This is a genomic window from Iodobacter fluviatilis, assembly GCF_900451195.1.
In the GTDB taxonomy this organism is placed as follows: Bacteria; Pseudomonadota; Gammaproteobacteria; order Burkholderiales; family Chitinibacteraceae; genus Iodobacter; species Iodobacter fluviatilis.
Window position 1 is genome coordinate 236,431 of record NZ_UGHR01000004.1, and the last position, 14,957, is coordinate 251,387.

The following is a 14,957-nucleotide window of genomic DNA, read 5'->3' on the forward strand; positions in this document are numbered from 1 at the left end:
TTATAGTCCGCAGCACCTTCCAGATAGGTTTGAAATTTTGCTGATCGCATTGTACAACGCGCTTTTGTGTGCACTTTTTATGCTTATGGCTCTGCCCGCATCTGCTGAAAGCTTAGAGGTATTGCACTGGTGGACTTCGGCATCAGAACGTCGTGCGGCAGATTTTCTGGTAGAGCGCCTCGATAAAGAAGGCCTAGAGTGGAAAGACGCTGCTATTCCAGGTGGCTCTGGGCTGGGGGCAATGAAGGTGCTTAAAAGCCGTGTGCTGTCTGATAAAGCACCGCAAGCGGCACAGCTAATTGGCCCAGCCATTGCAGAGTGGGGAGATTTAGGCCTGTTATTAGAGCTCGACAACGTGGCGAAGCAAGCGAAATGGGGGGCTTCTATTTTGCCCGCGCCCTATGCATCGGTGCGGCTGCGCGGCCATGTCATTGCTGCGCCTCTGGGCGTGCACCGTATCAATACTCTTTTTTATAATCAGAAGATATTCAAAAAACTGGGTCTGCTGCCTCCGCAAAACTGGTCTGAATTTGAGCGGGCCGCAGAGAAAATTAAGCGGGCAGGATGGACACCTCTAGCGCAAAGCGGCGAGCCTTGGCAGCTGGCTACTCTGTTTGAAACATTGGTATTGAGTGAAGGCGGGCCTGCTTACTACCGCGATCTGTTTGTGCGCCGCCGGGCTAATGCATTTTTTGATCCACGTTTAGCAAGAGCCTTAGAGCGGCTGCGCGCATTGCGGCGCTATATGCCCGATCCCGTCGCAGAAAAGCCATGGACACAAATGGCTAAAATGCTGGCCAAAGACGAGGCCGGTATGATGATTATGGGGGATTGGGTCAAGGGCGAACTCAATGCATGGGGCCTAGCTACTGATACTGCTTTTGGCTGTGTGGCGGTGCCGGGAACGGCGGATATGCATCTTTACAGCATTGATACGCTGGTGATGTTTGCGGGTAATTATTCGCGGCAGGATGCCCAGGAAAAGCTGGCTCAGCTGATAGTCTCGCCTGCTGTGCAGGCAGGATACAATCGGATTAAAGGCTCTGTACCCGTGCGTCGTGATGCCGATATCCGCCAGATGGACAGTTGCTCGCGTTCGTCATGGCTGACCTTTGTAAAAGGCGGCATGGTGCAAGCGCCAAGCCTAACGCACAGGATGGCATCGGATGAAACGGTAAAAGACGCCATTGTGGCGCAGGTTCACCGCTATTTTATGGATACCCAAATGCCCACCAGCGAGGCACAGCGCCGCATGGCAGGCATCGTACGTGCCTTAGGGGCAGGGGAAAAAGATATTTGATTAACAAGATGCTTCAGCAGGCACAGACAGAGGGCTAAACCTTGAATCACAGAGAGTACAGAGTTTCGCAGAGGAAACAGTAGATTTGATGATTTTCTCTGTGGAACTCTGTGTCCTCGTTTTACTCTGTGGTTCGGGATTTTACTTCCTTAGCTTTAAGCTGAATCGGCCTGCTGTAGCTTGTATTTGCAACGCATAAAACACTCACCAAGTTAAAAGGCCACCCATGAGTCGTAAAATTTTAGTGGTCGATGACGATCAAAAAACGCGTACCCTGCTTAAAACCTATCTGGAGAAAAACCAGTACGAGGTTTACTTAGCCCATGATGGAGCAAGCTTTCTGGCAGAATTTACCCGCTATCAGGAAGAGCTTAGCCTAGTGATTCTGGATGTGATGCTGCCGGACACCGATGGCTTTGCGCTTTGTCAGGCGGTAAGGCGGCAATCGAATGTGGCGATTATTATGCTGACCGCCAATTCGGATGAAACAGATCGAATTGTAGGGCTTGAGCTGGGTGCGGACGACTATATTGCCAAGCCCTATAATCCGCGCGAATTACTGGCCCGTATCAAGGCGATCCACAGACGCAGTGGTTTAGATAATGCTATTGCTCCGCGCTACTACCATTTTCTTGGTTTTTGCTTAGATACCGTGGAGCGCAGCCTGGTTGATCCGGCGGGTGTGAATGTGGTGCTGACTGGCTTAGATTTTCAGCTGCTTAAATACTTTGCCGAGCATTCAGGGCAAATCCTAGATAGAAACATCCTAGCAGAGCAAACACGTGGCCGGGATGTGGGGCCGCTGGACCGATCATTAGATGTGCAAATCAGCCGCTTGCGCCAGCGACTGCATGATGATGGCAAACAACCTGAGCTGATTAAAACAGTAAGAGGCGCGGGCTATGTTTTTTCTGCTCAGGTGAGCACCAGCCATGCGCCTTAGCCGCCTAGCCCGGCGTTTGATGCCGCCTTCTCTGCTGGGGCGATTATCTTTAGTCATGGTGCTTGGGGTACTGACCACCATGCTGATTGGTAATTTGCTTTGGGCTAATCAGCTTAAGAGTAAAGCCGCACTGGAGGCCGGCGCTGCAGCCCAGCATATTGGTGCTGGCGCAGCGAGCGCCTTACGTTTTTTTCAGAGCCTGCCACCCAATTACCGGCCTATTTTGATTGAACAACTACGGGATATGGGCGGTACGCGTTTTTTTGTCAGCGTGAACCGCGCCCCGGTAGACATTAAAGATATCCCTGAATCTGTGCTTTCTAAAGCGGTGCTGGATACAGTAAGGCGCACGCTTATTCATGATTTACCAAGATTAGCAGAGGCCCGCATTGGCTTTGCCATGCCCGATGGGCTGGTGGTGTCTGATGAAGGCGTAACCGTAGCCGATCTGCCCGAAGAATGGGTGCAGCACACCCTGCTGATTAAGCCTCGGCCTGCTCCAGTTTTGGTGATTCAGGCAGAGATCGAGCCAGGGGGCTGGCTGTATCTTGCCACCCTGATGCCGGATCCGTATTTTTTAGACAATGGCAATCCATTGCCGTTTGATCGTCTGCTCTTGCAGGGGTTAACCCTTGCCACTGTCTTGTTGCTTTCAATTTTGGTGGTGAGCTGGATTACTCAGCCTCTGGCTGCCTTATCAGAAGCGGCAGTCGCTTTTGGTAAGGGTGAATCGCCTGCGCTGCCAGAAACAGGCAGTCAAGAGTTTGTGCGCACAGCAAGGGCATTTACTGCGATGCGCGAGCGTATTCAGCAGTATTTAGAAGACAGAGAACGCCTGTTTGCTTCAATCTCACACGATTTACGCACGCCGATTACCCGGCTGAAATTACGTGCCGAGCTGCTGGATGATGAAGAAGCAGGCCAGGCATTTCATGAAGATTTAGACGAGTTGGATATGATGGTGAAGGGCGCTTTGCAAAGCGTAAAAGACACGGATATCCATGAAAACCATACCGAGCTGGCTCTGGATCAGCTGATTGGCCGTATGGTGAGAGATGCCTTGTTGGCAGGGCATAATGTGGTTTATCAGCCTTGCGGTCTGAAAGTAAAAGCAAAGCCGCTGGCCCTGCGCCGTGCCTTGGTAAATTTGCTGGATAACGCCCTGTTGTATGGCAAGGCCGCAAGGATTGCAGTCAGCAAGGTGGAGACAGGGACAAGCATCACCATTCATGATGATGGGCCAGGCGTTTCGCCCGAAGCTTTATCTACCTTGTTTCAGCCCTATACCCGTTTAGAGCATGGCAGAAACAGCAATCAGCAGGGTATGGGGCTGGGATTAGGCATTGCACAAAATATTATTCAGGCTCATGGCGGAACACTTGTGCTGAGTAATCATCCACAGGGCGGGCTGTGGGTCTCCATTACTTTGCCCTGAATTGCCTCATGTTTATTTCAAACAGGCCGGAAAATCAGGGCGAGGCCCGTGAGCGTCCCCTTGCTGTTTTTTAAATGAATCACTGATTCCTGAATAAGCAACGATTGCTGATGGGTATTGAGCAGTACGGTTCTTGAAGCAGGATTTTTTTCTACAAAATCCAGTGCAATTGAAAATAAGGAAGTTAAAGGGCTGTGGTCTTCTGAAGAAACAACCCGATAGATATGATCAATATGTTTCCCTATACTTGCTGCGGTGCGGCAATTAAGTAATCGTACCGCAGCAGGATTAATGAATTCCACATCGCCATTTAATGCAATAGTAATGACGCCATCGGCCATCGAATTTAATATAGAAGCTATTCTTTGCTGCTCAAGATGAATCGCCTGCTCATTGCTTCTGCTGGCCGTAATGTCATAGCCCACTCCGCGGTAGCCCAGAAACTCTCCCTGCTCATTATAAAAGGGTTGCCCTGAAATACGGACAATCAGGCTGTCTGTTCCCACCTTGAGCGTGTAAATAAAATCATGAAAGCTGCGGTGGGCTTCCAGCAACGCTTTATGTATCCGCCATTCCTCTGTTGATAAACGCCCATCGCTTAGTTCCCAGCGATAATGGCCAATGACAGATTTGCGGCTAAGCGCGTATGAATTAAAAAATCCGGGTGATACCTGAGTAAAGCGGAAGTCTTTATCCTGCTCCCAGTACCAGTCAGCAGCAAGATCAACTAAAGCCGAAAAACGTTCGCGGCTTTTTTGTAACTCAATAATAAGCTCTTTATTCGGGGTGGTATTGTGTGCAAACATGGCCGAACCCGAATGCTCATTGTCCTGATTAAAAAGCGGGAAAAGCGTGAGTTCAAAATAATGCAATTCACCATCGCTATGCCGGTGCTGGCATTCTTGCTGTATGGGGGTTTCGTTGATGGCCAATTCTGCAGAAAGTAGAAGAGGTTTATTCTTTCCAAGTAAAATGGGTGTGTTGTCGGCGAAATAAATGCGGGCCGCACGATTTGCATAAGTGATTTTTCCATTTAAATCACGGCTGATAATCAAATCATGTGCATCTTCTGTAAGCTGGGCAACTTGCTGGTAATGAAGCTCGTTTTTGCGTAAGTCCTGAGTGATTTGTTCAGCCAGATCCAGTGCAGATTCCCGATTATTGCGTTGTCTTTGCAAAAGGAAGGCAATAAAAGCGGAAAGAGAAACGCCCAGTATCCAAATAAAATAATCTAATGAATAAGGTCTTGGGAAGCTGCCTGATGTGGCAAATACGCTAAGCCGCCATTGTCTGCCAGGAAACTGTATTAATGAGCTGGCACTTAATTCATGATGGTTGATAATAGATTTTGTTGCGTAAATAATTTTACTTTTCTCAGTATCATTTAAACCGGAAGTAGTACCTGTATCTTGCAGCTGAATGCGAATGTTTTTTTCTACATCATGCCCAATCCACAAAATCATTTTATCGATTGTAAATGTGGCGCCTAATGATCCTATAAATGCAGCACGTCTTTCTTTTTGATTATTCAGTGATTTATTTGGGGTATATACAGGAAAGCGAATAACAAAACCAAGAGGGGCATTTTTATATCCCTTTAATTGATAAGTAGGAGATGCTACGCCACGGCCCTGATCCCGTGCATATTCTATTGCTATTAAATTAGCGGTTTGCGCACTGATTTCTAATCCTTCGGATTCATGTAATACAGCATGCTCGGGGAAAATGTAATCAATGATTTGGTAAACAGGTCGGGGGCTGTCTTGCTTAAGGTTAAAGGCGGGGTCATCAAACTGGCGATTTTTGATAAAACGTTCAAGATCTGAGGCAATGATTTCCCGGATAAACTGAACTGATACAAAATCGGGAAAACGCCCTTGAATATTTTGTTGCTTTAAAATGGCCGTGAATGTTTTTTTATCAAGATCAGGATTGGCAATAAAGGCATTTTGTATGCCGCGCAAAATATTGATTTCTGCATCTAATCTGGATTCAATCCGCTCAGCATAGAGGTGGGCAAGCTGGTTGAGCTGAGTTTGTACATGGGCTTGATGTTGAAAATTAAGCCAAAGCTGTAAGCAGGCTGTGAGCAGAAGCCCCACTAGAAAAGTTCGCAGTGCCACGGGATAGCGGCGAAAAAGCGAGAAAATATTCATTTAAGCGGGTCTCTGCTTACATTGCTCTTTTTAGAAGGGCTGAAATTCAGCGCCTTCCATGGCTGCAAATATCCTTATACAGCGCTCCATGGCTTGCCAAGCGGGCTGAACGTAGGCTTCTGGCCACCCCAGAGTTGTTCCAGATCGTAGTAATCACGTACCGGTGGCAGCATAACGTGAACAACCAGTGAGCCTGCATCCACCAGTACCCATTCACCTGATTCATGGCCTTCGGTACTCATGATTTCATAGCCTTTGGCTTTCAGATCAACAACGACATTATTCGCCAGTGCGCGAACTTGGCGGTTTGAGTCGCCTGTGCAAACAATCATGCAATCAAACAGATCAGTGAGTTCTGTGGTATCCATATCCACAATGTCTTTGCCCTTGATGTCTTCCAGTGCTGTCATTGCAAGTGCGCGCATTGCTTGAGTGTATTCGTTCATTGCCATAATTATGTGTTTCCAAAGTAAAAGTGGCTATTGCAAAGGGGCCGCAATAGCTGTGCTGCCTGAAAGTTGAGTCAACAAAGCAGTATTTCAAAATATAAAAACACATTAAGTGTTTTTAGAGTAAAGGCCTGATTGCTGCAATATCGCGGCAATTGGGCTCAGATCGCTTACATCTTCGCCGCGCGCAAGCTTCTCACGAATCAGTGTGGATGAAGCGGGCATCAGTGGCAGAGGCAAAACGCTGATTTTACCCCGAGCCAAGGTCTGCGGCGAAGCTTCTGCATGGCGTTTGGCAAATTCACCGGCAATTTCTGCAGGAAGTTTGCTAAAGCCGGGGCGATTGGCAACCACCAGATGCCCCATTTCTAATAGCTCTTGCCATCGATACCAGCTTGGCAGATGGGCGAAAGAATCGCCACCTATCAGCCAGACTAACAGGCTATGCGGTTGTTCTTGTTGTAATTCTGTCAGGGTGTCAAAAGTAAAGCTGACATTCCCTTTTCTGACCTCTCTGTCATCTGCGACCAAGTTTTGTTCGCCTGATAAAGAAAGCTTCAGCCATTCCAGACGTTGTGCAGCGCTGATGTCTGGTGTGCGGTGTGGTGGCACGCCCGTTGGTATGAGCCGGACTTCGCTTAAAGCAAAGCGATCCCTCAGGGCACGAGCTAAAGCTAAATGCCCAAAGTGCACCGGGTTAAAAGTGCCGCCATAAATACCCAGCGCCTGTTGCATCAGTTGCGGATTTCGCCGTTACCAAAAACAATCCACTTTTCGCTGGTTAAGCCGTTGAGCCCAACTGGGCCGCGGGCATGAATTTTATCGGTTGAGATGCCAATTTCAGCACCTAAGCCATATTCAAAGCCATCGGCAAAGCGGGTAGAGGCGTTAATCATGACGCTGGATGAATCCACCTCACGCAAGAACTGCCGTGATTTAGTGTAGTTTTCAGTGACAATCGCATCGGTGTGATGGCTGCCCCATGTGTTGATATGCTCAATCGCCTCGTCTAGATCGCTGACGATTTTAATGGCTAAAATAGGCGCGAGGTATTCTGTGGCCCAGTCTTCTTCCGTTGCTGCGTTGATTTGCGGGAGAACGGCCAGTGTTTTAATGCATCCACGCAGCTCTACGCCTTTGCTGGCGTAGATTTCGGCCAGTGGAGGCAAAATGAGTTCAGCAACGGTTTCGTGAACCAGCAGCGTTTCCATCGTGTTGCATGTGCCATAGCGATGCGTTTTGGCGTTATCGCTGATGGCAATGGCTTTTACTGGGTCTGCTTCTTCATCGATATATACATGGCAAATACCGTCTAAATGTTTGATGACGGGCACGCGCGCATCGGCGGCAATCCGGGCAATCAGGCCTTTGCCACCACGTGGCACGATCACATCGACAAATTCGCTCATCGTGATCAGCTCGCCTACGGCCGCGCGATCAGGCGTTTCAATAATCTGTACGGCAGTGCCTGGTAAGCCGGCTGCTTTCAGTCCTTCGCTTACACAGAGTGCGATGGCCTGATTGCAATGAAAGGCTTCACGGCCGCCGCGCAAAATAGTCGCATTGCCCGATTTAATACATAGACCAGCAGCATCTGCTGTGACGTTGGGCCGGGCTTCGTAAATAATGCCAATTACGCCTAAAGGCACACGCATTTTGCCTAGCTGGATGCCGGAAGGGCGAAATTTAAAGTCGCTCATCTCGCCAACAGGATCAGGAAGGCTGGCAATCTGACGCAAACCCTCTGCCATGCTTGCAATTGTTTGAGGTGTAATCAGCAGGCGATCAAGCATGGCTGGCTCTAAGCCATCCTGCTTTGCTTGTTCCATATCGAGATTATTTGCAGTGAGCAAAGCTTCTGCATCGCGTAGCAGCGCATCGGCAATTGCATTTAATGCCTGATTTTTGGTCTGCGTGTCCGCTTTTGCCATATGGCGGCTGGCTGCACGAGCCTGGCGCCCCACTTGCTGCATATAAGCTTTGATATCCATGTCTCTACCTTTTCGCCTTTGAACTGCAATTATCAGGGTTTAGGCGGTAGTTGCAAGACTGTTACACCCACGTTATCGGCTTTTTTACGATTAAACCAGTCTGGAGCAGAACTTTGCACTGCAATAATTTGCGGGCCGCTTGCAGTGTTGATCCAAATTGGCGAGCCTGAATCACCCGCTAAAGTGTCGCAGCGATGATAAATTGTGTTATTTGTGCGTAAGCGGGTGAGCTTGCAATCTTTGTGTGCAGTCAGCTCGGTGTCGTGATCTTCGGCAAAGCCCGCCTGAGTGATCAGCGATTTACTGTGTGCAATGCCCGCTTTTAATTCTGTTTTATTGCCGCTGAATAAGGCGAGGGGGGCGGGTGCTTTACCGTCAATTAATTTTAGCTTTAGCCAGGCAATATCATAAGCGGCAGCAGAATCCTGAATATAAACATCATCGCCTTTATAAACTAAGCCTTTTTTAAAGCGCGGATGGAATGTTTGGGAGAGCACCTGATAGCGAGCCTGGTATTCACCTTTATGAAAACCCGCTTTAAACCACCGGCCAGCATCCAGTTTTTTTGCATCCATTAAAAAACAATGCGCTGCAGTAATCGCTAAATCTGGTGCAACCAAGGTTGCTGTACAAGTACTTGCGGCGGCTGTTTCAAGCTGGCCTATTGCCGCAAAAGGCGCTGCATAGGGGGCTTCAATAAAAACACGGTTATCAGCGCCAAAAAAAAGAGCTTTTTTTTCTTTATTGCTTAGTGCGAAAGCATTGCTTGATAAAGCAATCACTAAGGCGATCAGGTATCTGCGTTTCATTAATCTGTGTTCTGAAGGGGTAAGGTTGATTTAGATAAGAAACGGAGCGATCTGTTCCCTGTTGAAATCAATCTTTTACAGAAAAACAAAAACGGGGACCGAGGTCCCCGTTTTTGGTACTGCAAGTGTTATTACTTAGCAGCAGAAGCGGCAGAAGCAGCAACTTTCTTGGCTTGAACTTTTTGTACAGCAGAAGCAGCAGAAGCAGCGGCTTTCTTAGCTTGAGCTTTTTGTACTGTAGAAGCAGCAGAAGCAGCAGCTTTCTTAGCTTGAGCTTTTTGTACTGTAGAAGCAGCAGAAGCAGCGGCTTTCTTAGCTTGAGCTTTTTGTACTGTAGAAGCAGCAGAAGCAGCAGCTTTCTTAGCTTGAGCTTTTTGAACTGTAGAAGCAGCAGAAGCAGCGGCTTTCTTAGCTTGAGCTTTTTGTACTGTAGAAGCAGCAGAAGCAGCTACTTTCTTAGCTTGAGCTTTTTGTACTGTAGAAGCAGCAGAAGCAGCGGCTTTCTTAGCTTGAGCTTTTTGTACTGTAGAAGCAGCAGAAGCAGCTACTTTCTTAGCTTGAGCTTTTTGTACTGTAGAAGCAGCAGAAGCAGCGGCTTTCTTAGCTTGAGCTTTTTGTACTGTAGAAGCAGCAGAAGCAGCTACTTTCTTAGCTTGAGCTTTTTGCACTGTAGAAGCAGCAGAAGCAGCGGCTTTCTTAGCTTGAGCTTTTTGTACTGTAGAAGCAGCAGAAGCAGCGGCTTTCTTAGCTTGAGCTTTTTGTACTGTAGAAGCAGCAGAAGCAGCAGCTTTCTTAGCTTGAGCTTTTTGAACTGTTGATGCAGCAGATGCTGGAGCTACTTTTGCTTTTTTAGCGTGCTTTTCAACTTTAACTGTCTTAACAGTAGAAGCAGTAGAAGCTGTAGTGTCAGCAGCGAATGAAGTAGCTGAAGCGAAAACTGTAGCGAGCAATACGGCAAGAAGCTTGTTCATTTGTTTGTCCCTAGAGGAAGTATGTGATTGGTGTTGCTATGAAATGGATTATCAACACTTCTTCTTTAAAACTCGATAAGCCCTTGGTAGCAGTCTGTAACGCTATGTACGCGCATCGCCGGGTAATGAAATTAAAGTACGTTTTTAAGTGGGCTGGGCCAGCACAGTGTGACGCGCGCACCACCCAGTGGAGCATCACTGATGACTGCGGCCCCGTTGTGCCCGCGCATAATCATTGAAACAATCGCCAGCCCCAAGCCAAAGCCACCAGTCTGGCGATTGCGGCTGACTTCTAAGCGCTCAAAAGGCTGCAAGAGGCGCTGTCGTTCGGATTCTGGAATCCCTTGGCCGTTATCATCAACATGAAGTTTAGCCAGCCCGTTTTCCCATTCAATCGTGAGCAGGATGGCTGTACCGCCATAGCGTCTGGCATTGCCCATTAAATTGGCCAGTGCGCGGGTAAGGTAATGGCTATCTGCTTCCAGAAAAGGCGTTTTTCCGGGTAAAAGATTGATGAGTTCGGGGGTGATATTGCCCTGGCTGCTGAATTCACTGATCTGGCGTCTGAGCCACGGCAGAATTTCAATCGCCTGGGTTTCAAGCTTCAGCTGCGGCTTATCTAAGGTAGACATGGTGAGCCATTCTTCGATCAATTCATCGATTTGCCCTAGATCCCGTTCTATGGCCACAATTTGCTGGCTGCTCTCTGCCCCGCCTTTGATTGCTTCTAAGCGATAGCGCAGTCTTGCCAGCGGGGTGCGTAAATCATGCGATACCGCATCAATCAGGGCTTTGCGGCTGGCAGTGAGTTCTTCTACGTCATGCGCCATCCTGTTAAAAGTGACGCCCAGCGAATTCAGCGTTGAGCCTTCGTGCAGGGTAACGCGGGTGCTGAAGTCGCCTTCACCCAGCTGGCGGCTTTGTCTGGCCATATGTTGCAAATCCCGCCACAGCGGGCGCAGCCACAACCAGGTAGGCACACCTAAGGCTGCACACATCAGCAGCAGGGCCACTAAATCGGCCCAAGCAAAGTTATCTAATCGTTGCAGATAGGGAACAGGGCCAAGGACAACCATCAGGCCAGTGTCTGGGATACGGTGCAGGTAAACATCTTGGTTTTGTAAAAAAATAATATCGCCATTGATCAGCGCGTCCTGATTGCCTGGGCTGAGCGTATAGGTATTAAGCGTTTCAATTTCTACAGGCAGGGGCAGCTTATTTTTGAGGCGTTTTACTTCATCGTGCCAAATGGATGGTGGTAGATCGCCCAAGGTGGATTCAACAACACTGATTGTTGTTTTGAAAATATCAGAAAGATAATGCTCATTGCTACGCTCCAGTAAGTTTTTATAGAGCGCACCAATCACAAGGGACGAGGCTAAAAAGCACACCACCACGGTAAGATAAAAACGTAAAAAGAGTTGGCGCATAGTTTAGCTGTCTGGATGTGAGGGAGTCAGTCGTCTGAGACAGGGGTAGCGCATGGCTTAGCGGTTTATTACGGCTTCAGGGGAATAAACCGGCATAAGCCCATGCGAAGGAAAAAATTCTGGAGCCCAGCCTTTATTGCCAGTGCTCTGTGGACACTCTGGCTTGCTCCCGTATGCCCTGATTTATTCTTGCCACCAGATGTCGGTTGCAAATAAATAGCCTTTATGACGGATGGTTTTGATTTTGCGCGGCTCGTTAGGATCGTCGTCCAGTTTTTTACGCAAACGGGAAATGGCAACATCGATACTTCTGTCCATGCCATCGTATTCAATCCCGCGTAATACTTTTAATAAGTGATCGCGCGACAAAATATCACCTGCCTGGCTGGCTAAAGCCCAGAGCAAGTCAAAATCACCTGTCGATAAGCCCAGCGCTTCGCCGCGGTAGCTGGCGGTGCGGTTACGCAGATCAACTAAAAGCTGGCCAAAATTTAGCGTGGAGCGGTCAGGTGCAGGTGCCGCACTCGATACGATAGGCGTGCCGCCTGCAGTTTTACGCAGGTGAGCACGAATTCGGGCAAGCAATACCGAAGGGGGGGTGGTTTTAACCACATAATCAGTTGCGCCAATTTCAAAGCCCAGAATCTGGTTCATATCGCTATTTAGCGAGGTGAGCAAAATGACTGGCCCTGTCCAGAATTCGCGTAATTCCCGGCATAGGGTAAGCCCGTCTTTGCCGGGCAGCATAATATCAAGCAAAACGAGTGAAGGCGGGTTATTGCGTACCGCTTCGATCAAGCCACTGCCATCGGGCAGGACTTCAATATTAAATTCAAACGAGCGTAAATAACTACCAACCAGTTCCGCCAGTTCAGCATCATCTTCAACAAAAAGAATGCGGTGATTCATTTGAATATTCTCTGGAATGGGACAGTGGGCTAAATGATCTCAAGCAGTCTGGCTGGCTTGAGCAGGGTGAAGCAAGCAAGAAATTGATTGCGTATCGCTGGAGACAGGGGCCGGCGATACGCTGTGTATACGCCTTAGGCGCTGATAATCAGATATTTTTTATGTAATTCTTCTTTGGTTTCCTGATGCTCAGGATCCAGCGGGATACAGTCTACAGGGCATACTTGCTGGCATTGTGGTTCGTCATAGTGACCCACGCATTCAGTGCACAGATTAGGATCGATGACATAAATTTCATCGCCTTGGCTGATGGCGCTGTTGGGGCACTCTGGCTCACAAACGTCGCAATTAATACATTCATCGGTAATGATTAGGGCCATGACGCTAAATCCAATGCAATAAAAAATAGATATGCAAATTGTCCCATGTTCTGCCATGCCTCGACAACGATGCCGTAAAAATGCTGAACCGATAAAAGGGTGAAAACATGGATATTTACATCTTCTTCGGCATGGAACTGCTTTATTGTGGGTGAGGTTTTGTCTGGATTGAGGCCATTTTGATGGGGGAAGCGGGTTTCAGAGGCGAATATTGCCCCCTGAATAGATGGTGTTAATTCATCTGGAAAAGTCTGACTTTTTACCTCTTTTTTAGGGCAGAATGGCTGCTCGCTCATCTCACTGGAGTAAACCGTATGGGACTTATCGATCAGTTGGCCGGACAGTTTTTGGGTGGAAAAGAATTACCGGAAGGCTTTGCACAATCGTTGTCAGGCCTTTTGGAGCAGCAGGGTGGTATTTCTGGTTTGTTAGAGAAGTTTCAGAGTGGTGGTTTATCTGAGTTAGTGCAGTCATGGGTGGGCACGGGTGAAAACTTAGCTGTGAGCAGCGAGCAAATTCAATCTGTGCTGGGCAGTGACGCAGTGGCGTCTGTTGCAGAAAAGCTGGGGATTGATCCGTCTGAAGCGGCGGGGAAAATTTCTGAATATCTGCCTCAGCTGGTAGATAAGCTTACACCGAATGGTGAAGTACCCGAAGGCAATAATGTTCTGGCCGCTGGCCTTGATCTGCTGAAGGGCAAGTTATTTGGTTAAGGATGGATTCGCCATCAAAAAAGCCCCGTTTGGGGCTTTTTTGATGCATGGCGATTGTATTAAGGCTGAATTAAATCGCTTAAATGTCTGCCCATTCTGCGGCCTTCGCGAATCGCGTAATTGGTGCCCCGGTCTTCTGGATAGATTTGTGCCATCGAGGCTAAAAACAGCCCGCGTTTCGGGCTTTCGCAAGCGGGAATAAGCTGGCTGTAGTGTTTTTCAACCACGGGCTGTGCCCAGCGCGCATGCCAGACATGGTGGTTTTTTATCCATGCTTCCTTAAATTCAGGGAACATGCGTTTTAAGTGCGGCAGTGCAAAGGCGAGCAGCTCATCATCGCTCATTAAATAAAGTGCGTCGGTATGCGGTAGGTATTTAGATAAATACACAATATGCTTGCCGTTGTAATTTTTAGTGCTCTGGAAATTAGTGTGCTCAATCACGCCTACAAAGGGGAAGCTTGGGTCGTTTACATTCAGCCAGTAGGTATCTGATAGGGAGTGATCCAGCTCGAGTACAAGACAAACATTGGCCAGATAATTGATACGGCCTAGTTTGGCCAAATACTCCGGGCTGGCCCAGCTTTCAATCATATTGGCGAGCAGTGGCAAGGCCGGGGTGGAGATCACTCTGTCTGCCTGAATATCGCCATGGGCGGTTTTAATCAGCCAGCCACCGTTGTCCGGTGCAACTGAAATAACCGGGCTGAGGGTTTGAATTTTGCCGCCAAGTTGTTTGATTTTTGCGGCCAGTGCTTCAACCAGAGCAACAAAGCCGCCCTTAAAGTAGGCAAGCCGCTCTTCGCCGCCTTTACCCCGGCTGCTGCCGCGCAGTTTGAGCTTATTCCAGAACCAGACCGCTGAAATCTCATCGGCGACAGCACCAAATTTACCGCGCAATAATGGCTCCCAAACGATTTTATAAACGTTTTCCCCGCCTAATTCCCGCAGCCATTCTGCTGCCGTTTTGTGCTCAAGCTCCTGCCAGTTTTCTACCTTGCGTGCTTTTAAGGCGAGTAAGCCAAGGCGAATCCGGTCAGGAAAAGCGAGAGGTTTAAATTTAAGTAAATCCCATGGGGTGGACAGCTTGAAAAATTGATTGGCAAAATACATGCCGGTATTGCTGGGATTTGTTTTGACTTTATCGCAAAGATTTAGCTCTTTAATGAGCTGCATGACTTCCAGATCATTGGTGAACCAGTGATGGTAAAAACGATCCAGTTTTTCTGATTGATCACCAATATCAAATGCGGCCGCTAGGCCGCCAATATCTGCTTCTGCTTCCAGAACAAGCACGCTCACGCCTGCTTTGCTGAGCTCATAAGCGGCAGCGAGCCCGGTAAAACCTGCGCCGATGATGGCAACTTGGGTGTGCTGGGTTGTCATTTATTTCTCCGGGAAGGCAGATTGTTTTTTATCACTGAAAGACAAAAGAGGGCGATCATTTCTGATTGAGTCAATTCATCAGCCAT

Annotated in this window: 15 protein-coding genes; 4 read left to right on the forward strand and 11 right to left on the reverse strand. The window is 48.3% G+C overall.

All coding sequences use genetic code 11. The features are described 5' to 3' along the window. Positions 1–79 precede the first annotated feature (79 nt). The 3 genes from DYD62_RS19820 (at position 80) to DYD62_RS19830 (ending at position 3,678) form a co-directional block, all read left to right on the forward strand. On the forward strand, positions 80–1,300 hold the full coding sequence (locus DYD62_RS19820) for an ABC transporter substrate-binding protein (RefSeq protein WP_115229374.1): 1,221 nt from the start codon (positions 80–82) through the stop codon (positions 1,298–1,300). A 226-nt stretch (positions 1,301–1,526) separates the two neighbouring features. Next, positions 1,527–2,243 carry a response regulator gene (locus DYD62_RS19825; protein WP_099399709.1) on the forward strand — a complete coding sequence of 239 codons (717 nt, stop codon included), beginning with the start codon at positions 1,527–1,529 and terminating at the stop codon, positions 2,241–2,243. Further along, a complete protein-coding gene (locus DYD62_RS19830) occupies positions 2,233–3,678 on the forward strand; it encodes an ATP-binding protein (protein WP_207916475.1) in 1,446 nt (481 codons plus the stop codon). The genes DYD62_RS19825 and DYD62_RS19830 overlap by 11 nt, the downstream gene beginning before the upstream one ends. A gap of 17 nt (positions 3,679–3,695) precedes the next feature. On the opposite strand, the gene DYD62_RS19835 is transcribed toward DYD62_RS19830, so the two are convergent. The 10 genes from DYD62_RS19835 to DYD62_RS19880 all read right to left on the reverse strand — a co-directional run bounded on the left by DYD62_RS19835 (position 3,696) and on the right by DYD62_RS19880 (position 13,069). Further along, on the reverse strand, positions 3,696–5,834 hold the full coding sequence (locus DYD62_RS19835) for a CHASE domain-containing protein (RefSeq protein ID WP_115229376.1): 2,139 nt from the start codon (positions 5,832–5,834) through the stop codon (positions 3,696–3,698). A 74-nt stretch (positions 5,835–5,908) separates the two neighbouring features. Next, positions 5,909–6,280, reverse strand: coding sequence for a ribosome silencing factor (gene rsfS / locus DYD62_RS19840; RefSeq protein ID WP_373280375.1), 372 nt, complete (start codon positions 6,278–6,280; stop codon positions 5,909–5,911). 111 nt (positions 6,281–6,391) lie between these two features. Further along, positions 6,392–7,018, reverse strand: a complete 627-nt coding sequence (gene nadD, locus DYD62_RS19845) for a nicotinate-nucleotide adenylyltransferase (RefSeq protein ID WP_115229381.1) — start codon at positions 7,016–7,018, stop codon at positions 6,392–6,394. Beyond that, the gene (locus DYD62_RS19850; protein ID WP_115229384.1) at positions 7,018–8,274 is read right to left on the reverse strand and encodes a glutamate-5-semialdehyde dehydrogenase; all 1,257 of its coding nucleotides are present in this window, start codon (positions 8,272–8,274) and stop codon (positions 7,018–7,020) included. Before DYD62_RS19850 ends, nadD begins: the two co-directional genes overlap by 1 nt. A gap of 32 nt (positions 8,275–8,306) precedes the next feature. After that, on the reverse strand, positions 8,307–9,083 hold the full coding sequence (locus DYD62_RS19855; protein WP_115229387.1) for a trypsin-like serine peptidase: 777 nt from the start codon (positions 9,081–9,083) through the stop codon (positions 8,307–8,309). A 131-nt stretch (positions 9,084–9,214) separates the two neighbouring features. After that, positions 9,215–10,054: a histone H1 gene (locus DYD62_RS23515; protein WP_147288283.1), complete on the reverse strand. Its 840-nt coding sequence runs from the start codon at positions 10,052–10,054 to the stop codon at positions 9,215–9,217. A 131-nt stretch (positions 10,055–10,185) separates the two neighbouring features. Continuing rightward, positions 10,186–11,484, reverse strand: a complete 1,299-nt coding sequence (locus DYD62_RS19865; RefSeq protein WP_115229389.1) for an ATP-binding protein — start codon at positions 11,482–11,484, stop codon at positions 10,186–10,188. Positions 11,485–11,667: 183 nt separating this feature from the next. Further along, the gene (gene rstA / locus DYD62_RS19870; protein ID WP_115229392.1) at positions 11,668–12,393 is read right to left on the reverse strand and encodes a two-component system response regulator RstA; all 726 of its coding nucleotides are present in this window, start codon (positions 12,391–12,393) and stop codon (positions 11,668–11,670) included. A gap of 134 nt (positions 12,394–12,527) precedes the next feature. Further along, positions 12,528–12,773, reverse strand: a complete 246-nt coding sequence (locus tag DYD62_RS19875) for a YfhL family 4Fe-4S dicluster ferredoxin (protein WP_099399701.1) — start codon at positions 12,771–12,773, stop codon at positions 12,528–12,530. After that, positions 12,764–13,069, reverse strand: coding sequence for a hypothetical protein (locus DYD62_RS19880; RefSeq protein ID WP_115229394.1), 306 nt, complete (start codon positions 13,067–13,069; stop codon positions 12,764–12,766). Before DYD62_RS19880 ends, DYD62_RS19875 begins: the two co-directional genes overlap by 10 nt. 18 nt (positions 13,070–13,087) lie before the next feature. On the opposite strand from DYD62_RS19880, the gene DYD62_RS19885 reads away from it, so the two are divergent. After that, complete coding sequence (locus DYD62_RS19885; RefSeq protein ID WP_115229397.1) at positions 13,088–13,486, forward strand: YidB family protein; 399 nt, start codon at positions 13,088–13,090, stop codon at positions 13,484–13,486. A gap of 59 nt (positions 13,487–13,545) precedes the next feature. On the opposite strand, the gene DYD62_RS19890 is transcribed toward DYD62_RS19885, so the two are convergent. Continuing rightward, entirely contained in the window at positions 13,546–14,871 is a 1,326-nt protein-coding gene (locus DYD62_RS19890) for an NAD(P)/FAD-dependent oxidoreductase (RefSeq protein ID WP_115229400.1), read from the reverse strand. Positions 14,872–14,957: the final 86 nt, after the last annotated feature.